General features: G+C 69.5%; 18 protein-coding genes. 7 read left to right on the forward strand and 11 right to left on the reverse strand.

The window, feature by feature from the left end; genetic code table 11:
* Positions 1-151 precede the first annotated feature (151 nt).
* The 5 genes from purS to BMZ83_RS10545 all read left to right on the forward strand — a co-directional run bounded on the left by purS (position 152) and on the right by BMZ83_RS10545 (position 4,312).
* Complete coding sequence (gene purS / locus BMZ83_RS10525; protein ID WP_074878423.1) at positions 152-409, forward strand: phosphoribosylformylglycinamidine synthase subunit PurS; 258 nt, start codon at positions 152-154, stop codon at positions 407-409.
* Complete coding sequence (purQ, locus tag BMZ83_RS10530) at positions 406-1,083, forward strand: phosphoribosylformylglycinamidine synthase I (RefSeq protein ID WP_074878425.1); 678 nt, start codon at positions 406-408, stop codon at positions 1,081-1,083. The genes purS and purQ overlap by 4 nt, the downstream gene beginning before the upstream one ends.
* Positions 1,084-1,194: 111 nt before the next feature.
* The gene (locus BMZ83_RS10535; RefSeq protein WP_074878427.1) at positions 1,195-2,097 is read left to right on the forward strand and encodes an ABC transporter substrate-binding protein; all 903 of its coding nucleotides are present in this window, start codon (positions 1,195-1,197) and stop codon (positions 2,095-2,097) included.
* A gap of 132 nt (positions 2,098-2,229) precedes the next feature.
* Positions 2,230-3,609 (forward strand): APC family permease, encoded by a 1,380-nt coding sequence (locus BMZ83_RS10540; protein ID WP_074878429.1) that lies wholly within the window; start codon positions 2,230-2,232, stop codon positions 3,607-3,609.
* A complete protein-coding gene (locus BMZ83_RS10545; RefSeq protein ID WP_074878431.1) occupies positions 3,602-4,312 on the forward strand; it encodes a hypothetical protein in 711 nt (236 codons plus the stop codon). Before BMZ83_RS10540 ends, BMZ83_RS10545 begins: the two co-directional genes overlap by 8 nt.
* Positions 4,313-4,752: 440 nt before the next feature.
* Here BMZ83_RS10545 and BMZ83_RS10550 read toward each other — a convergent pair whose 3' ends face one another.
* Both BMZ83_RS10550 and BMZ83_RS10555 read right to left on the reverse strand, forming a co-directional pair.
* Entirely contained in the window at positions 4,753-5,829 is a 1,077-nt protein-coding gene (locus BMZ83_RS10550) for an archaeosine biosynthesis radical SAM protein RaSEA (protein WP_074878434.1), read from the reverse strand.
* A gap of 78 nt (positions 5,830-5,907) precedes the next feature.
* On the reverse strand, positions 5,908-6,276 hold the full coding sequence (locus BMZ83_RS10555) for a VanZ family protein (RefSeq protein ID WP_074878438.1): 369 nt from the start codon (positions 6,274-6,276) through the stop codon (positions 5,908-5,910).
* 77 nt (positions 6,277-6,353) lie between these two features.
* On the opposite strand from BMZ83_RS10555, the gene BMZ83_RS10560 reads away from it, so the two are divergent.
* Positions 6,354-6,752, forward strand: coding sequence for a hypothetical protein (locus BMZ83_RS10560; RefSeq protein ID WP_074878441.1), 399 nt, complete (start codon positions 6,354-6,356; stop codon positions 6,750-6,752).
* Positions 6,753-6,802: 50 nt separating this feature from the next.
* Complete coding sequence (locus BMZ83_RS10565; RefSeq protein ID WP_074878444.1) at positions 6,803-8,635, forward strand: S9 family peptidase; 1,833 nt, start codon at positions 6,803-6,805, stop codon at positions 8,633-8,635.
* Here the strand turns inward: BMZ83_RS10565 and BMZ83_RS10570 are convergent, their stop codons facing one another.
* From BMZ83_RS10570 to BMZ83_RS10610, 9 genes are all read right to left on the reverse strand, one after another.
* Positions 8,636-9,067: a hypothetical protein gene (locus BMZ83_RS10570; RefSeq protein WP_079990160.1), complete on the reverse strand. Its 432-nt coding sequence runs from the start codon at positions 9,065-9,067 to the stop codon at positions 8,636-8,638.
* A gap of 121 nt (positions 9,068-9,188) precedes the next feature.
* Positions 9,189-9,989, reverse strand: coding sequence for an aldo/keto reductase (locus tag BMZ83_RS10575; protein WP_074878447.1), 801 nt, complete (start codon positions 9,987-9,989; stop codon positions 9,189-9,191).
* A gap of 71 nt (positions 9,990-10,060) precedes the next feature.
* The gene (locus BMZ83_RS10580) at positions 10,061-10,837 is read right to left on the reverse strand and encodes a PHP domain-containing protein (protein WP_074878449.1); all 777 of its coding nucleotides are present in this window, start codon (positions 10,835-10,837) and stop codon (positions 10,061-10,063) included.
* Complete coding sequence (locus BMZ83_RS10585; RefSeq protein WP_074878451.1) at positions 10,837-11,145, reverse strand: cupin domain-containing protein; 309 nt, start codon at positions 11,143-11,145, stop codon at positions 10,837-10,839. The genes BMZ83_RS10580 and BMZ83_RS10585 overlap by 1 nt, the downstream gene beginning before the upstream one ends.
* 347 nt (positions 11,146-11,492) lie before the next feature.
* Positions 11,493-12,809: a hypothetical protein gene (locus tag BMZ83_RS16890; RefSeq protein ID WP_074878452.1), complete on the reverse strand. Its 1,317-nt coding sequence runs from the start codon at positions 12,807-12,809 to the stop codon at positions 11,493-11,495.
* 190 nt (positions 12,810-12,999) lie between these two features.
* Positions 13,000-13,329, reverse strand: coding sequence for a DUF7126 family protein (locus BMZ83_RS10595; protein ID WP_074878454.1), 330 nt, complete (start codon positions 13,327-13,329; stop codon positions 13,000-13,002).
* Complete coding sequence (guaA, locus tag BMZ83_RS10600; protein ID WP_074878455.1) at positions 13,329-14,246, reverse strand: glutamine-hydrolyzing GMP synthase; 918 nt, start codon at positions 14,244-14,246, stop codon at positions 13,329-13,331. Before guaA ends, BMZ83_RS10595 begins: the two co-directional genes overlap by 1 nt.
* Positions 14,246-15,901, reverse strand: a complete 1,656-nt coding sequence (locus tag BMZ83_RS10605) for a CTP synthase (protein ID WP_074878457.1) — start codon at positions 15,899-15,901, stop codon at positions 14,246-14,248. Before BMZ83_RS10605 ends, guaA begins: the two co-directional genes overlap by 1 nt.
* A gap of 143 nt (positions 15,902-16,044) precedes the next feature.
* A complete protein-coding gene (locus BMZ83_RS10610) occupies positions 16,045-17,349 on the reverse strand; it encodes a 5'-deoxyadenosine deaminase (protein ID WP_074878459.1) in 1,305 nt (434 codons plus the stop codon).
* Positions 17,350-17,352: the final 3 nt, after the last annotated feature.

The following is a 17,352-nucleotide window of genomic DNA, read 5'->3' on the forward strand; positions in this document are numbered from 1 at the left end:
GCGGGGAAGGACCGCCCCGCTTCCAACCCTACGGCTGCCGGCAACCGACGGGGGTTTCTCAGTTCCCGAACAGAAGCGACCGGTAACCACGTACGTGTATATCCGTAGCCGACCACAACCCCTTTTACGCACGGACGAACATACTCAATCGATGACCGCCTACACCGCGACGGTGACGGTGCGGCTGAAGCGCGGCGTGCTCGACCCCGAGGCCGACACGACCCAGAAGACGCTTGAGCGGCTGGGGTTCGAGCTCTCGGATCTGCGCTCGGCCGACCAGTTCGAGGTGGACCTGGACGCCGAGAGCGCCGACGCCGCCGCCGAGCGCGCCGACGAGATGGCCCAGCGGCTGCTGGCGAACCCGACGCTCCACGACTACGACGTGGTGGTGGAGGAGCAGGGCGTATGACGGTCTCGGTGGTGCAGTTCGGCGGCTCGAACTGCGACCGCGACGCCGTGCGCGCGCTCGACCGCGTCGGCGTCGACGCCGAGCGTGTCTGGCACGAGGACGGCCTCCCCGCGGACAGCGAGGGGATCGTCCTCCCCGGCGGCTTCTCCTACGGCGACTACCTCCGGGCCGGCGCGATGGCCGCCCACTCGCCGGTCATGGACGAGGTCCGCGCAGCCGCCGAGGACGGGACGCCGGTGCTCGGCGTCTGCAACGGCGCCCAGATCGGCAGCGAGAGCCGGCTCACCCCGGGCGCGTTCACGACCAACCGCAGCGCGCGCTTCCAGTGTGAGGACGTCTACCTGCGCGTCGAGAACGCCGAGACGCCGTGGACGGACGCGTACGACGAGGGCGACGTGATCGAACTCCCGATCGCCCACGGCGAGGGCCGCTTCGAGATCGACGACGCGGCGTACGAGCAGCTGGTCGACGACGACCGCGTCCTCTTCCGCTACTGCGACGCCGACGGGAACGTGACCGACGCCGCGAACCCCAACGGCTCGAAGGGGAACGTCGCGGGCATCCTGGGTGAGCGCGAGAACGTGGCCGTGCTGATGCCCCACCCCGAGCGAGCGGCGCTCGCGGAACTGGGCGGCAGTACGGACGGGCAGGGCGTGCTGGAAGGCTTCGCCTAGTCGCTCCCCGCTGCTTCTCCTGGTGGATCGCGCCCCAGCGACGCCATCGGAAGTGCTTATTCTTTAGTGATATCACTAAGTTATACCACTGGGGAGCACCAGTGGACGGGCATGGAGACCATCACACTCGGACTGGAGTGGTTCCTCAACCCCGACCACATCCCCTTCTTCGTCGCCGACGAGCGGGGGTACTACGCGGAAGAAGGGCTGGAGATCGAGTTCTGGGAGCCCGAGGAGCACTACGACACGCTGGAGGCGCTGGCAGACGGCGAGCTGGATTTTGCGATCACGGAGCCGATCCACCTCGTCCCCGACCGCGCGGCTGGGGTGCCGGTACGGGGGGTCGCCACGTTCCTGCACACCCAGGGCGGGATCCAGTACGCGACCGATCGGGGCTGGGAATCACCCGCCGACATGCCGCCGGGGGTCCGGCTGAACTACCCCGGCGCGCCCGGTGAAGGCGGCCGGAAGATGGTCGCGTACATGGCCCGGCAGGCCGGCGGCGACCTGACGGCCGACGACATCGAGCCGGTGGATCGGGGGTTCTACCACACCGACGCGCTGCTCGACGGTGCGGCCGACGCCGCCTTCCTGGCGTTCCACAACTTCGAGATCGTCGAGAGCCGCCACCGGGGGTTCGACGCCGGGTTGTGGGAGCTCCCTGACTACGGCGTCCCGGACTTCAACCGACTCGTCCTGACCGCCTCGGACGAGAAGATCGAGGCGGAGCCCGGGCAGGTCCAACGGTTCGTGCGTGCGACCCGGCGGGGCGTCGCCGACACGGTCGAGGAGGGTCGGGAGGCGGCCGAGGCGCTCTTCGAACGCCACCCGGAGGTCCGGGAGGAGGATCCCGAGCTGATGGAGCTGATCACCGACGCCACACTCGACTGTTTCACGCCGGACCTGACACAGGACCGGACGATGTACGAGGAGCTCATCGAGTTCTGTGCCGAACTGGAACTCTCCCAGGACCCCGTCGACGTGGACGACGTACTCGCCGAGGAGTTCGCGTAGTCGGGGCGGGGCCCCGGCGTAGCGGGGTTCGGCGACCGCTCGGCCGGAAGCTAGGGGTTCGGACCGCGTCCCAGGGAGTGGGAACGCGAAGCAGCGTTATTACCGGCTACAACCTCGTTCCCGACCGAGAGGATGGCCGAACCGAACGCCCCCGCCGACGAGACGGGGCTCGAACGAACGATCGGGCTGGTCGGGGCGATCACGATCGGCATGGGGACGATGATCGGTGCCGGGATCTTCGTCTTTCCGGGACTCGCGGTCGGCCGCGCGGGTTTGGGCGCGGCGGTCTCGTTCGCGATCGGAACGGTCGTCGCGGTCGTGATCGCGCTCCCGACGGCCGAACTCGCGACGGCGATGCCCGAGAGCGGCGGGGGGTACTACTTCGTCTCGCGCGGGCTGGGCGGGTTTCTGGGGAGCGTCGTCGGGCTCAGCGTGACGGTGGGGCTGGTCTTCGCGGCCGCGTTCTACCTCGTCGGGTTCGGCGAGTACACGCTCGCGGTGGTCGCCGAAGCGGGCCTCCGGGCGGCCATCCCGAGCGCGGTCGGCGGCGTCGGGATCGGCTACGTGCTCGCGATCGTCGGCGGGACGGCGCTGACGGTCGTCAGCATCCTCGGCACGGAACACGTCGAGTCGCTCCAGAACGCGCTGGTCGGGCTGCTGATCGCGATCCTCGTCGTCTTCCTGCTCCGGAGCGGGCTCGACGTGCTCGGACTGCTCGGCCGGCCGCGCGTGCCGGCGCAACTGCTCCCGAACGGCTCGCTACCGGTGTTGACGACGGCCGCACTCGTGTTCACGTCGTTCCTCGGGTTCGCACAGATCGCGGCCGTGGCCGGCGAGGTCGTCGAGCCGAGCCGCACCCTCCCCCGTGCGCTCGTGGGGTCGATCCTCGTCGTCGGCGTACTGTACGTGGCCACCGTCTTCGTCACCGCGGGCACGTTCTCGCCGCCGCGGCTCCAGCAACTGGGAGAGACGGCGATCGTCGAGGTGGCCCGCGTCTACCTCGGCGTCGGGGGCGCGGTCGCGATCCTCCTCGCGGGGTTCCTCGCGACGCTCTCGAGCGCCAACGCGACGCTCCTCGGGGGGTCCCGCGTCCTGCACGCGCTCAGCCGTGACGACGTCGTCCCGCCACACGCCGGGCGGATCAGCCAGCGCTACGGGACCCCCCACTTCGCGCTCTCGTTCGTCGGGGGGCTCGCGATCTGTCTCGTCGTCGTCGGCCGGCTCGATACGCTCGCCGAGGTCGCCTCCTTCCTCCATCTGGTCATGTACGGGCTCATGTGCGTGGCGCAGCTCCGGCTCAGCCGTGCGACCCCGGTGTGGTACGACCCGAGCTTTCAGTGTCCCGGGACCCCGTACGTCCCGATGGCGGGCGTGCTCGCCAGCGTCGGCTTGATCGCGTTCATGCAGTCGCTCTCCCAGGCCGTCGGGATCGTGATCATCGTCTTCAGCGGCCTCTGGTACCGGGCGTACGCCGACGGCGTGACGGTGACCCCGGAGGTGAACGATGCCTGAGACGCCACACGTGATCGTCCCCGTCGCCGTCCTGGAGGGCGAGGTCGTCCCGGATCCGCTCGTCGAGTTCCTCTCCTCGGCGCCGGTCGTCGTCCTCGGGTACCACCGGATCCCGGAACAGACCACGCCCGAGCAGGCACGCGAGGAGTTCGGGGAGCGCGCGAACCGGGAACTCGAGACCCTCACCGAGGCGTTCGAGGCCGGCGCCGCGACCGCCGAATCCCGGTTGGCCTTCACCCACGACGTGGCCCAGACCATCCAGCGGGTCGTGGAGGAGGTCGACCGCGGCGTCGTCCTGCGTCCGAACCCCGTCCAGCACGTCGACACGGTGTTCGTCGGCGTCCGCAACAGCACCCTCGTCCCGGCGATCACCGCGACCGTGGCGACGCTGATCGGGCCGACCGACGCCGAGTTGTCCCTCCGCCGGCTCCAGGGCGGCGCGGGCGACGGTCAGTTACTGGCCGGCATGGAGACCGCCCTCGAAGAGGCGGGGATCGCCGACGACCGGATCACGGTCGACTCCCGGGAGGCAGTCTCGATCGACGACGCGGTCGAGACGATCTCGGAGGAGCAAGACCTCGTCATCCTCGGCGAGGACGACCCGAGCATCCTGAACGTCGTGTGGGAGCCGACGTCGGAACGCGTCGCCGAACGGACGCTCGCGCCCGTGCTGGTCGTCCAGCGCCCCTTCGAGAACGAGTGAGGGGCCGGTCCGGCACCGGCTATCTTTCTTCGAGGAGAGAATCCCGCCGGTCACGGCGGGTGTGAATCTGACAACGCCTCCACAACCCACATTCACCATCAATACGGATATTTAACTGGGAACGTATCGTAGCATGACGTACACCGAGGCGGTCACGCCGCCCACTCAAATGTACAATATCGGGACTCCGAGGCCCAGAACGTTCGAGACACACTCTCGAACCGCTGTGGTGTCTCGGCTCAGATAACTCCGAGTCCCCTGCCGGGATAGGAGTAACGGCGGTGTGGCCCCGCCATCGGCCTGTCATGCCGACAGGCCGTAAACCAGTAAATATCCCAACCCAGCGGTGCGGTGCCGTGGGAAGCCTCGCCGTTTACGGCGAGGAGGAGGTCACTTCCGGGGGATCGCCCCGGCTCGCACTACCGGAGCCTCGGGACCGATCAGCGGGCCAGCGGCGTATTGAACGACTGCTCCTCCTCCAGCACCAGTTCCCACGTGAACTCACACTCGCACTCGACCTGCTCGAACACCGAGGGATCCTGCCGGAGGTCGAAGTCCTTGATCGCGCGCTGGACGCGGTCGTCGCACTCGCCGCAGTTGTGCGCACCCCGATCCGACCCGTGGCCCACCGGATCCGACACCACGATGGCGTCGACGTCCGTCGTCGTCCGGAGCACCTCCGCGACCGACCAGAGCCACGGCGGCCGGTAGCCGCCCTCGTAGAACAGCTCGTCGACCATCGTGTAGCGCTGGACGTTGCAGGGGTTCATCGAGACGGTGTGACAGCCGTCGACGGCGCCACAGCGCCGCACGCTCGACTGCATGTCCTCCAAGGCTTCCTGCTCCGAGAGGAACGGCGGCTTCATGAGCAGGTACGCCTTCACGCCGCCGCCGGCCTCGCGAGCCTCGGCGCAGGCGTCCTCGAAGTCCGCGAAGTCGAAGTACTTGTTCACGCAGTCGTGACGCACGCGGTCGGTCGCGGTTTCGAGGCCGACGGCCACGTCCGTTTCGAGCCCCTGCTCGGTGAAGTCGCGGACCTTCTCGCGGTCGACGAAGTCGGGCAGCGACTCGACGACGATGCGGTCGCGGTCGGCGAACGTCTCGGCGATCGCTCGGCGGGTCTCCGCGGGCACCTCGCGCTCGTCGAGGAACGAGCCGGAGGTGTAGATCTTGATCAGCCCGGACTGCTCGTCGGCCTCCTCGGCCTCGTGGTCGAGGGCGACCTGGATCTGGTCCATCAGTGCCTCGTGGCTCACGCTGCCGCCCTCGACGGACTCGGCGACGTAGCCACACATCGTGCAGCCGCCGGCGCGGGCCCAGCGACAGCCACCGGTGTTGAGGATGATCGTCAGGCTCTGGTACACCCCGTCGGGGGTGTTGTCCTCGTCGATCCACACCCGGGTGGGCTCGTGGGGGTCGTAGCTGTCGTCGTTCTCGGCACGGATGTCGCGCATCACCTGGTTGTGCGCGTCCATCCCCCGCCCGCGCTCGTACACTTCGGGCGTCGGCTTGCTCATGGCCGAATTGGGCCGGGCACGGGGAAAACGGCTTCGACAGGCCGGGCGACGGCCGACCTCACCGGAACGGCCCGTGACTCACTCGACAGTCGCGGCTGCGGGGTCCGACGGACCGAAGACCCACCAACCACCGGCGCCCAGACCGGCGCCGACGGCGTCGGCGACCAGGTCGAGCAGCGAAACCGCCCGCCCCGGAACCGGCCCCTGGAGGAGTTCGACGACGCCGCCGAAGAGAGTCACGAGGACGATGACGGCCAGCGTCGCCCGGAGCGTTCGCTCACGCAGCGCGACCAGCGTCCCGGCCGCGAGCACCGCGTACCCCGCGACGTGGAGGAGTTTGTCGACGCCGACGGGGCCGACCGTTCCCCCGCCCCCGCCGCCCGGGACGAGCGAGGCGGCGAGAATGACGAGCGCCACGGCGACGGGGAGCCAGCCACGCGTGCGCATACGCCAGCGTGGGTCGGCGACCCCAAATCGGTTGCGTGCCGGGTGCCTTTATGTCGCCGCCGGAGGAACGCCCGGGTATGTCCCGAGCCGACTCCTCCACCGGCTTCCTCTCGGAGAACCGCGAACTGCTCGTCGCCGTCGCCGCGGGGGCGGTGATCTTCCTGATCTTGCTGGGCCTGCTCGGCTTCGGCGGCGCCGTCGGGTTCGTCGGGTTCGCCGCCTACACCGTCCTCTGGCTGGCGGTGGCCGCGTTCGTGCTGTGGCTGTTCTACCGCCTCGTCGTCGCCGTCGAGCGGATCGCCCACGCCCAGCAGCGCATCGCCGCGGCGCAGAACCCGCCCGGCGGCTCGGCGGCGACGGACACGGTGGACGTCACCGACGGAAGCGACTCGGAGACCGGAGCCAACGAAGGAACCGGGAGCGACAACGGTGACAGCGACGCCAGCGACGACCACGCCGACGGCGACGACGCGTAGGTTTCACCGAAGTCACAGGAACTATCTCCCGGCCCGCGTACTCGCAAACGATGAGCAGCGACACCGCAGGCAAGAGACGGTTCACCCCCGAGGAACTGGCCCGACTCCCCGAGTTTCACCACCCCCGCGTGGGGCCGGACGGCGAACGGGTCGCGTTCTACTACGACGGCACCGGTCGCAACGAACTGTACGTCCAAGACGTCGAAACCGGCGAGCGCCGGCAGCTCAGCGACGGCGAGGTCCCCCGGGCCGCCCGCTGGCCGATCGCGTGGGGCGCCGACGGCGACCGCGTGTTCTTCCACCTCGACGACGCCGGCGACGAGCAGAACGACATCTGGGCGCTCACCCTCGACGGCGACGCCGAACCGGTCGTCGAGACGCCCGGCCAAGCGACGCTGCAGGACGTGGCCGACGACGGCCGGCTGCTGTACGGCAGCGACGAGGGCGAGCAGCTGAACCTCTACCTGTTCGACCCCGACACCGGCGCGTCCGAGCAGCTCACCGAGAACGACGAGCCGGTCCGGGCGGGCAGCTTCTCGCCCGACGGCGACCGGATCGCCTACGCCACCAACGAGACCGAGGCGATGGAGAACGAGGACGCGTACGTGCTGGACCTCGAGACCGGCGACTCGCGCCGGCTCGACCTCGGGGAGACCGGCTCCCAGAGCTACCCGGTCGACTGGCACCCCGACGGCGAGCGCCTGCTGGTCCGCGACGACGCGGAGGACTTCACCCAGGCCGGCGTCTACGACCTCGACGCCGACTCGGTGCGCTGGCTGGGCGACGGCAGCGCCGAGGAGTCGTCGGAGGCGTTCGGCCCGGACGGCGAGACGGCGTACGTCCTGCGCAGCGAGAGCGCCGGCCGGGAGCCGATCGTCTACGACCTCGACGGCGGCGGCCTGCGCGACCTCGACCTCGCAGAGGGCGTCGCCTCGCTGGCCGGCGGCGAGCACTTCCTCGCGGACGGGCGGCCGGTGTTCACCCAGACGACGCCCGAGAGCCGGGCGTCGCTGCTGGCGTACGATGGCGGCGCGACCGAGACGCTGATCGAACCCGATTACGGCGACATCGACCCCGACGCGTTCGTCGACGCCGAGTACGTCACCTACGAGTCCGCGGACGGCATGGAGATCGGCGCGCTGCTGTACGACGCGCGGGACCGGCCGGCCGGGAGCGAGGACGAGGTCACCCCGGGCGTCGTGAAGGTCCACGGCGGCCCGCACGGCCAGTCGATGCAGTCGTTCGACCTCTACGCGCAGTTCCTCGTGAGTCAGGGCTACTCGGTGCTGTTACCCAACTACCGCGGCTCCGTTGGTCGCGGCCGGGAGTTCCAGCAGGCGATCCTCGGCGACTGGGGCGGCGCCGAGCAGGAGGACGTCGCCGCCGGCGGGCGCTGGCTGGGCGACCGCGAGTTCGTCGACGCCGACCGCCTCGCCGTCTTCGGCGGCTCCTACGGCGGCTACTCGGCGTACTGCCAGCTCACGATGCACCCCGAGATCTGGACGACCGGCGTCGCGTGGATCGGCATCACCGACCTCGAACTGCTGTACGAGGAGTCGATGCCGCACTTCAAGGCGACGCTGGAACAGCAGTTGGGCGACCCCGAGGAGAACGCCGACCTCTGGCGGGATCGCTCGCCGATCACCCACGTCGGGAACATGCAGGCGCCGGTGTTCGTCGTCCACGGCGTCAACGACCCGCGGTGCCCGATCTCGCAGGCGCGGACGTTCCGCGACGCGCTGCGGAATCGCGGCTGGGAGGAGGGCCCGGACGGCGACTTCGAGTACGAGGAGCTCGAGGCTGAGGGCCACGGCAGCTCCGACGTGGAGCAGAAAGTGCGCGCGTTCGGGCTGATCGGCGAGTTCCTCGAACGACGCTTGTAGCTACTCCCGACCGACGACGACCGCGGTCCGGATGTCCAGCGCGGCGTCGAACTCGCTGCCGCGACGGGTCTCGGCGCCGATGCGGAGCAGCTGGCGCTCGTGAGCCCGCTGAACAGTGCTTTTCCCCTCAGGCGAGAGCGAGAGCACCGACGCCACGCCCTCCCAGTAGTCCGGCGGGACGAAGAACAGCTCCCGGCGCTCGTCGCTGTAGGGCGACTCGAACCGCCGCTGGAGCGACTCACGGCGGTCGATCAGGTGGGCGTCGACCCGCCCCAGCAGCTCCGGGAGTTCGCGCGGGGGGATCCCGTCACCGTGGGCCACCTGCTGGAGCACCGTGGCGTCGAACGGCACCGCGTCGGCGTCCGGGACCGGCGTCGCCTCGGCGGGGTCCGGGGCGTCGTCCCAGCGGCCCGGCGTGTCCGAGGGCATCATCGGCCCATCACCGATGGTCGCGTGCGGTCCTGAACGCGAGAACGGAGATCCATCGAGAGGCACATACGCCCCACTTGTGCGCTCTCGGGGATAAGGAACGCGGAGGTGTCGGTTCGGGCCGCTACTGGTTCCACGGCGCCGCGTCGAAGTCGACGATGCGGTGGCGCTCGTCGATCCCGTCGATGGCGGCGAGGTCCTCGCCCTCGAGGTCGAGCTCCCGGGCCGCCCAGTTGTCCCGGATGTGTGCCTCGCTGGTCGCCTTCGGGATCGCGACGACGTTCTCCTTCGAGAGCAGCCACGCGAGGCTCACCTGCGCGGGCGAGGCGTCGTGCTTGGTGGCGATCTCCTGGATCGTCTCGACGTCGGCGACCTGGTTCCGGGCGATCGGGCAGTACGCGACCAGCGCGTAGTCGTGTTCGACGGCGTGGGCGCGAAGCTCGTCCTGCGGGAGCATCGGGTGGCACTCGACCTGGTGGGCCGCGAGCAGCGGGTCGAGGCGCTCGAGAGCAGCGTCGAGCTGGTCGACGCGGAAGTTCGACAGCCCCACCGCGTCGACGACGCCGTCGGCGTGGAGGTCGTTCAGCGCGTCGATCGTTCCCTCGGGGTCGTAGCTGTCGATCGGCCAGTGGACGTACAGCAGGTCGATCGTGTCGACGCCCAGCCGCTCGGCGCTCTCGCGGGCGGTCTCGACGGCATCGTCGTACGCGAGGTTCCCGGTGGCGAGCTTCGTCGCGACGAACACGTCCTCCCGCGGGACGTCGCTGTCGGCGAGCCCGTCGCCGACGGCCGCCTCGTTGCCGTAGCTCTGGGCGGTGTCGACGTGGCGGTAGCCGGCGTCGAGCGCGGTGCTGACGCTGTCGGCGCACTGGTCGGGGTCGTCGTTCTCGTACGTGCCGAGGCCGAGTCGGGGAATCTCCTGCATGCCCCGACCGCAGGGCCGGGGGCGTGTCAACCCTGCGGTGGCGGCGGGCCGTCCCGACGCCGCCGGGCGCCTCACACGTCGAGCGTCGTCGGCTCGATACCGTAGTCGTCGAGGTGCCGCTCGAGCGCGTCGATCCGGCCGCCCACCTCCTCGGGGTGGTGGGCGTCGCTGCCGACGACGAACTCGACGCCGTGGTCGAGGAAGGTGTCGAGCAGGTCGGGTGCGGGGTGGAACTCGCCGTAGTCGTCGAGGACGCGCCCGGCGTTGATCTCCGGGACGGTCGCCGAGTCCGCGAACGCGGCGGCGGCCTGTTCGTAGTGCTCGGTCGTCGAGTACCCCCGGAGTTCGGGCGTCCGCTCGACGAGGTCGGCGTGGGCCGCGATGTCGAACAGTTCGCTGTCGGCCAGATCGGCCAGGTTGTCGTAGTAGCCGTCGACGACTGCGCGGCGCGCGGCGTCGTCGAGGCCGACGAAGTTCTCGGCCCACTGCACGTCCGCGCCGTCGACGGAGTGGACGCTGCCGACGGCGTAGTCGAACCCCGCCTCGTCGAGGAACGACGCGATGTCGGCCTCGCGGCCGGGGACGTAGTCCATCTCGACGGCGTCGAACACCGCGATGTCGGTCTCAGTCCGGGCCCACTCGATCCCCTCGCGGCGTCGCTGGTACGTCTCGTCGAGCGCGAAGCCGAGGCCGTCGAGGCGCCGTCGCGCGTCGCCCTCGGCGGTCACGTTGCAGTGGTCGGCGAAGCCGATCCCGTCGAGGCCGGCGGCCTCGGCGGCCCGGACCATCCCCGGGATGAAGTGGCCGTCCGAGTAGTTCGTATGGGTGTGGTAGTCGAACCGGACCATCAGGGCAGCGGCGCCAGCGTCGCCGTGAAGACGGCCACGTCGTCGGTGTCGTTGCGCGCGCCGTGGGCGACGCCGCGCTCGTGGGCGACGACGCCGGGGGCGACGATCGGTTCCGCCTCGTCCTCCTGGATCACGGTGACCGTCCCGGCGAGCACGTGGAACACGTTCAGGCTCTCGGGGTGGTCGTGGCTGTCGAGTTCGGCGCCCGGGCCGAGGAAGAACGCCTTCACGAGGGCGTCGTCGTCGACGACGAGCTCGCGGGTCTCGATCGTCCCGGGTTCGGGCGTCACGTCGGGGAGTCGGTCCATACACCCCTTCAGCACGCGGGGGAGAAAAATCCGGCTACGCCGGCGGGCAGTCGCCACAAAACCGACGGGCGTCTCCGCCCCGGTTCCCGTTCGAACGGCTGCTGTAGCTGTGGCTACGGGACCGAACGGTCGGAGAAGTGGCGACGCCGGTGGAAGGCGTCGCACGGAACCGGTGCGCCACGGCGCGCGACTGGGACAGATCACCCCGGTGCCCCGCCTCTGACAAGAGGGCACCCCCAGTCGTCCGCGTCGCCGCCGTCACGCCGAAAGCCGCCTCCTCCAGCCCACACCGAGAGGATGGGCGGCTGGAAACCCACTGCGGCAAGCGTCGGCGGGGAGATTACCGATTAGTTGTTGCCGTTACCGTTCCCCACGCCGGGGTTCTCGTCCTCATCGTCGTCGTCATCGTCGTCCTCCTCGTCTTCCTCGTCCTCCTCGTCTTCCTCATCCTCTTCGTCGTCGCTCTCGGACGCCTCGTTCTCGCTCTCGGCGTCGTCGCCGTCAGCGTCGTCACCGTTGTTCGGCGCCTTGTCGGAGTTACCCGGCGACTCGTCGCCCTCGTCATCGTCGCTGTTGCCCGGGGCGTCGTCGGAGTTACCCGGGGCGTCGTCGGAGTTACCCGGGGCGTCGCCGGAGTTGCCCGGCGCGTCGTCGTTGCCGTTACCGAGCTGCTCCTGGATCATCTGGCCGAGGTTCCCCTCCTGGTTACCGCTGAGCCAGTTCTGGATGACCGCGAACACGTTCTTCGCGCGGTCGGAGGCGTTCTCGTCGGGACCGGCCTCGTCGTCCTCGTCGCGGACGAGTTCGCCGTCCTCGATCGTGTACTCGAGTACGAGTTCGTCCTCACCGGACGTGATCTCGAGTGTGAGTTCCTCTGTCGCGTTCGTCTCGAAGGTCAGCGAGCCGTTGGCGTCGGTCGTGCCGACCGTCTCGCCGTTGGCCGCGACCGTCGCGTTCTCGACGGCGCTGTCGTTCCTCGTGACGGTCAGGTCGACGGTGCCGTTGTCGTAGCTCACGTCGGCCGCGAGCGCGGACTCGTCATCGTCCTCCTCGTCCTCGCGGACGAGCTCACCGTCCTCGATCTCGTACTCGAGTTCGAGCTCCTGCTCGCCCGACTCGACCTCGATCTCGAGCTCCTCGGTCGCGTTCGTCTCGAACGTGATCGAGCCGTTGGCGTCGGTCGTGCCGACCGTCTCGTCGTTGGCTTCGACCGTCGCGTTCTCGACGCCCGTCCCGTTCTGAGTCACCGTCATCTCGACGGTGCCGTTGTCGTAGCTCACGTCGGCCGCGAGCTCGGGCTCGTCGTCATCGTCGTCCTCGTCGGACTCACGGACGAGTTCGCCGTCCTCGATCTCGTACTCGACCTCGTGGTCGATCCCCTCGCCCTCGAGTTCGAGTTCGAGCTCGTCACCGTCACTCGCGTTCGTGTCGAACGTGAGCGTACCGTTCGCGTCGGTCGTGCCGACGTCCTCGTCGTTGGCCTCGACCGAGACGTTCTCGACGCCCGTCCCGTTCTGCGTGACGGTGAGCGCCACTGTCCCGTCGTCGTAGTTCGCCTCGATGCTCGTGTCGGCGCTCGTGTCGGTCTGGGCGGTGACCGCCCCCGCACCTGCGGAGACGACCAGCGCCGCCACCAGCACCGTGAGCAGTTTCGTTGCGTTCATTGCGTCCGTAGCCAGGAGCTACGAACACTTGAAGGGGGATAGCGACAAACGGGGATTTTGCCGTTTGAGGCCGTAATAAGCCGGATTAAGTCGGTTTAAGCGTCGGGGGAGCGTGCCGTCGATCCGCCACGGCAGAACAGGTGGCGCGGCCGCCCGGCACGACCGGTTCGTCCTGTTCGCGCGCCGACGACTACTGCCGTTCCGCGACCAGTTCCTCGGCGACCGCCTCGGCGTCGAGCAGCGACGGGTCGACCACGAGGTCGACGGTGCCGCCGACGGACTCCGGGAGCTCGCCGTCGCCGTAACAGACCGCCCGCACGTCCGGGTTCGCCTCCTTGGCGAGCGTGATCGAGATCCCCTCCGTGAGGTCGGTGAGCACGAACAGGTCCGCCGTCTCGATGCCGGCCTCACCCAGCGCGTCAGCGAAGACGGGGCTCTCCACGCGCTCGACCGTGACGCCGAGCGCCTCGAGTTCCGCGCCGATGGCCTCCGGGTCGGGGCCGGCGACGATGGCCCGCATCACTCGTACTCGATGGTCGCGGGCGGTTTGTGCGTCACGTCGTACACCACCCGCGCGACGTTCTCGTTCATCCCGGTGATCCGGCTCTGGATGCGCTGGAGCGTGTCCCAGTCGAGTTCCTGTGCCCGGGCGGTCATCCCGTCCCGGCTCTCGACGGAGCGGACGGCGACGACCCAGCCGTGGACGCGGTTGTCGCCCTTGACGCCCGTCGCCTTCCCGAGCACGGCCCCGAAGGCCTGCCAGGGCTCGTGTTCCGCGGTCTCCTCCTCGACGACGTGGCAGGCGTCGCGGGCCACCTCGACTTTCTCCTTCGTCACTTCGCCGACGATGCGGACCGCCAGCCCCGGCCCGGGGAACGGCATGCGCTCGGAGATAACCTCCTCCAGACCGAGTTCGCGGGCCACCTCGCGGACCTCGTCCTTGTAGAGGTCGCGGACGGGTTCGACGATCCCCTCGAAGTCGACCGCCTCGGGCAGGCCGCCGACGTTGTGGTGGGACTTGATGTTCCCCTCGCTCTCGATGCGGTCGGGGTAGATGGTCCCCTGCACGAGGTAGTCGGCGTCGGCCTCACGCGCCTCGCGTTCGAACTCGCGGATGAACTGCTCGCCGATGACGTGGCGCTTCTCCTCGGGGTCGGTGACGCCGGCGAGCTCCACGAGGAACCGCTCCTCGGCCTCGACGACCGTCAGCGAGTCCATGAAGTCGAACGTCTCGCGGATGCTCTCGGTCTCGCCTTTCCGCATCAGCCCCGTGTCGACGTAGACCGGGACGAGGCGGTCCCCGATGGCCTCGTAGGCCAGCGCGGCCGCGACTGAGGAGTCGACGCCGCCCGAGAGGGCGATGATCGCCTTCCCGTCACCGACTTCGTCGCGGATCTCCTCGACCTTCTCGTCGATGAACGACTGGGCGTCGACCATCAGGCGCTCACCTCCGTCTCGTCGACCGTTTCGTCGCCCGTCTCGTCCAGGATCGCGTCGAGCAGGCCGACGAAGGGGGGACTCGCCCGGTCGGGGCGGGAGCGGAACTCCGGATGGAACTGCGTGCCGATGAAGTACGGGTGGTCGGCGCGTTCGACGATCTCCATACGGTTGTCGGCGTGCCCCGAGAACGTCAGCCCGTCGGCTTCGAGCTGGGGGATGTACTCAGGGTTCACCTCGTAGCGGTGGCGGTGGCGCTCGGTGCAGGACGTGTCGCCGTACACCGCCGCCGCGAGCGTCCCCTCGTCGATCCGGGTCTCGTGGGTCCCCAGCCGCATCGTGCCGCCCATCTCCTCGGTCTCGTACTGCTCGGGCAGCAGGTCGATGACGGGGTGGGGCGTGTCGGGGTCGATCTCGGTGCTGTCCGCGCCCTCGAGGCCGACGACGTTGCGGGCGTGCTCGATGACCGCCATCTGGAAGCCCAGACAGAGCCCCAGGAAGGGGACGTCGTTCTCGCGGGCGTACCGCACCGCCTCGACCTTCCCCTCGGTGCCGCGGGAGCCGAACCCGCCGGGAACGACGACGCCGTCGGCGTTCTCCAGCCGGTCGGCGTGGTGGTCGTCCATGTCGTCGGCGTCGACCCACGAGACGTTCACTTCGACGCCGCGCTGGATGCCGGCGTGTTTCAGCGCCTCGTGAACCGACATGTAGGCGTCCTCGAGGTCGTACTTCCCGACCAGCGCCACGTCGACGGTCTCGGTGCGCTCGCGGGTCACGAGGTCGCGCCACTCCGTCGACCGCTCCTCGGGCGGGAGCGCCTCGTCCTGCAAGTCGAGTTCCTGCATCACGTACTCGTCGAGCCCCTCCTCCTCGACCATCAGCGGGACGTGATACACGTCCTCCACGTCGGGGTTCGAGAAGACGGCGTCGGTGGGCACGTCACAGAACAGCGCGATTTTCTCCTTCGTCTTGGCGTCGAGTTCGTCCTCCGAGCGCCCGACGAGGATGTCGGGCTGGAGCCCGATCGAGCGGAGTTCCTTCACGGAGTGCTGGGTCGGCTTGGTCTTCTGCTCGCCGTTCTTCGAGTAGGGGACCAGCGTGACGTGGGTGAAGAGGATGTCCTCGTCGTCCTGCTCGTGGGCGAACTGCCGCAGGGCTTCGAGGTAGGGCATCCCCTCGATGTCCCCGACGGTGCCGCCGATCTCGACCAGACACACGTCGCTTCCCTCCGCGGCCTCGCGGATGCGCCGCTTGATGTCGTTGGTGATGTGGGGGATGACCTGGACCGTCTCGCCCAGGTAGTCGCCGGCACGCTCGCTCTCGATGACGTTCTGGTACACTTTCCCCGTGGTGACGTTGTGGTCGGAGGTCATGTCGACCCCGAGGAACCGCTCGTAGTTCCCGAGGTCCAAGTCGACCTCGCCGCCGTCCTTCAGCACGTACACCTCGCCGTGCTGGTAGGGGTTCATCGTCCCGGCGTCGACGTTGAGGTAGGGGTCGATCTTGACTGCGGTCACGTCGAAGCCGGCGTTCGAGAGGAGGCGCCCGGTGCTCGCGGCGGTGATGCCCTTGCCGAGGCCGGACATCACCCCGCCGGTGACGAACACGAACTTCCGTCCGAGGTCGGGGTCGTAGCGCTGCGGGTCCGTCGGCATACCGACCATCCCCGTCGACTCGGGATAACGATTTCGGAGGGGCGCTGGCGGGGGGCACCGGGCATCGACCGCGGACGGAGTTGGCGGCGGCTGGGGACTGCCAGCGACCAACTCACGAACGCATCACTGCGCTGCGAACGGCCTCACTGTTCCGCGAACAGTTCCTCGGCGTACGCCTGCGCGCGCTCCCGGATCGCGGCGGCGTCGACGCCGACGTGCTCGCCGCCCGCGTAGCGCACGCGGCCGTCGACCATCGTGAACCGCACGTCGTCGCCGTGCGCCGCGAAGACGAGATGCGAGACGGGATCGTGGATCGGCGTCGCGCGCTCGGTGTCGGTGGTGAGCCCGACGACGTCGGCCTTCCAGCCCGCTCGGAGCGCGCCGACGCACTCGAAGCCCGCGGCGTCGGCGCCGTTGACCGTCGCCATCTCGAAGGCGGCCTCAGCGCTGATCGCGGTGGGGTCGGTCTCGCTGACCTTCCCCAGCAGGCTGGCCTGGCGCATCTCGGTGAACGCGTCGAGGGTGTTGTTGCAGGGCGGGCCGTCGTTGCCCAGCGCGACGTTGATCCCCCGGCGCCGGTAGTCCTCGACGGGCGCGACGCCGGAGGCGAGCTTCATGTTCGAGGACGGGCAGTGGGTGACGTGGGTGCCAGTCTCCGCGAGCACCTCGCGCTCGGCCTCGTCGGTGTGGACGCAGTGGGCCAGCACCACGTCCTCCCCGGTCAGGCCCACCTCGTCGAGCCAGTGGACGTTGCGCATCCCGGTCTCGGACTCGACGGTCGCGATCTCGTCCTCGTTCTCGCTGGCGTGGGTGTGGATGACGACGCCGTCGTAGCGGTCCGCGAGGTCGCGGGCGCCGCGCAGGCACGCCTCGGTACAGGAGACCGCAAATCGGGGCGTGACGGCGTACTGGATCCGGCCGTTCGCGGTGTCGTGGTACTGCCGGATCAGCGCCTCGCTGTCCCGCAGCGCGCGCTCGGTGGGTTCCTCCAACCCGTCGGGGCAGTCCTTGTCCATCAGCACCTTCCCCATCCGGGCCCGGATCCCGCGCTCCCGGGCGGCCGCGAACGCCTCGCCGGCGTGGTGGACCGAGAGATGGTCGACGACGGTGGTCGTGCCGGAGGCCAGACACTCGAGGTAGCCGAGGTCGGCCGCGAGGCGCATCCCCTCGGCGTCGAGGTCGGCCTCCATCGGGAGGACGTAGTCGAACAGCCAGTCGAGCAGTTCCGCGTCGTCGGCGACGCCGCGCCCCAGCGACTGGACGGAATGGACGTGCGCGCCGACGAGCCCGGGGGCGACGATGTCGAACTCGCGGCGCTCGTGGCCCGGGAACCGGTCGCGGAGGTCCGCGGCGGCCCCGACGGCCTCGATGCGGTCGCCCGAGGTGACGACGGCGCCGTCCTCGAGGACCGTCCCGGCGTCGACGACGACGGTTCCGGTGAGCAGCATCCC

Origin of the sequence: Halolamina pelagica (genome assembly GCF_900115675.1) — an archaeon.
GTDB classification, from domain to species: Archaea; Halobacteriota; Halobacteria; order Halobacteriales; family Haloferacaceae; genus Halolamina; species Halolamina pelagica.

Excerpts from the sequence above, each read along its gene's own strand:
- BMZ83_RS10585 (WP_074878451.1), bottom strand. The coding sequence starts at position 11,145 with ATGGACCGACTCCCCGACGTGACGCCCGAACCCGGGACGATCGAGACC.
- BMZ83_RS10555 (WP_074878438.1), bottom strand. The coding sequence starts at position 6,276 with ATGCGCACGCGTGGCTGGCTCCCCGTCGCCGTGGCGCTCGTCATTCTC.
- BMZ83_RS10540 (WP_074878429.1), top strand. The coding sequence starts at position 2,230 with ATGGCCGAACCGAACGCCCCCGCCGACGAGACGGGGCTCGAACGAACG.
- purQ (WP_074878425.1), top strand. The coding sequence starts at position 406 with ATGACGGTCTCGGTGGTGCAGTTCGGCGGCTCGAACTGCGACCGCGAC.
- BMZ83_RS10535 (WP_074878427.1), top strand. The coding sequence starts at position 1,195 with ATGGAGACCATCACACTCGGACTGGAGTGGTTCCTCAACCCCGACCAC.
- BMZ83_RS10550 (WP_074878434.1), bottom strand. The coding sequence starts at position 5,829 with ATGAGCAAGCCGACGCCCGAAGTGTACGAGCGCGGGCGGGGGATGGAC.
- BMZ83_RS16890 (WP_074878452.1), bottom strand. The coding sequence starts at position 12,809 with ATGAACGCAACGAAACTGCTCACGGTGCTGGTGGCGGCGCTGGTCGTC.
- BMZ83_RS10570 (WP_079990160.1), bottom strand. The coding sequence starts at position 9,067 with ATGATGCCCTCGGACACGCCGGGCCGCTGGGACGACGCCCCGGACCCC.
- BMZ83_RS10545 (WP_074878431.1), top strand. The coding sequence starts at position 3,602 with ATGCCTGAGACGCCACACGTGATCGTCCCCGTCGCCGTCCTGGAGGGC.
- BMZ83_RS10575 (WP_074878447.1), bottom strand. The coding sequence starts at position 9,989 with ATGCAGGAGATTCCCCGACTCGGCCTCGGCACGTACGAGAACGACGAC.
- BMZ83_RS10595 (WP_074878454.1), bottom strand. The coding sequence starts at position 13,329 with ATGCGGGCCATCGTCGCCGGCCCCGACCCGGAGGCCATCGGCGCGGAA.
- purS (WP_074878423.1), top strand. The coding sequence starts at position 152 with ATGACCGCCTACACCGCGACGGTGACGGTGCGGCTGAAGCGCGGCGTG.
- BMZ83_RS10580 (WP_074878449.1), bottom strand. The coding sequence starts at position 10,837 with ATGGTCCGGTTCGACTACCACACCCATACGAACTACTCGGACGGCCAC.
- BMZ83_RS10610 (WP_074878459.1), bottom strand. The coding sequence starts at position 17,349 with ATGCTGCTCACCGGAACCGTCGTCGTCGACGCCGGGACGGTCCTCGAG.
- BMZ83_RS10560 (WP_074878441.1), top strand. The coding sequence starts at position 6,354 with ATGTCCCGAGCCGACTCCTCCACCGGCTTCCTCTCGGAGAACCGCGAA.
- BMZ83_RS10565 (WP_074878444.1), top strand. The coding sequence starts at position 6,803 with ATGAGCAGCGACACCGCAGGCAAGAGACGGTTCACCCCCGAGGAACTG.
- guaA (WP_074878455.1), bottom strand. The coding sequence starts at position 14,246 with ATGGTCGACGCCCAGTCGTTCATCGACGAGAAGGTCGAGGAGATCCGC.
- BMZ83_RS10605 (WP_074878457.1), bottom strand. The coding sequence starts at position 15,901 with ATGCCGACGGACCCGCAGCGCTACGACCCCGACCTCGGACGGAAGTTC.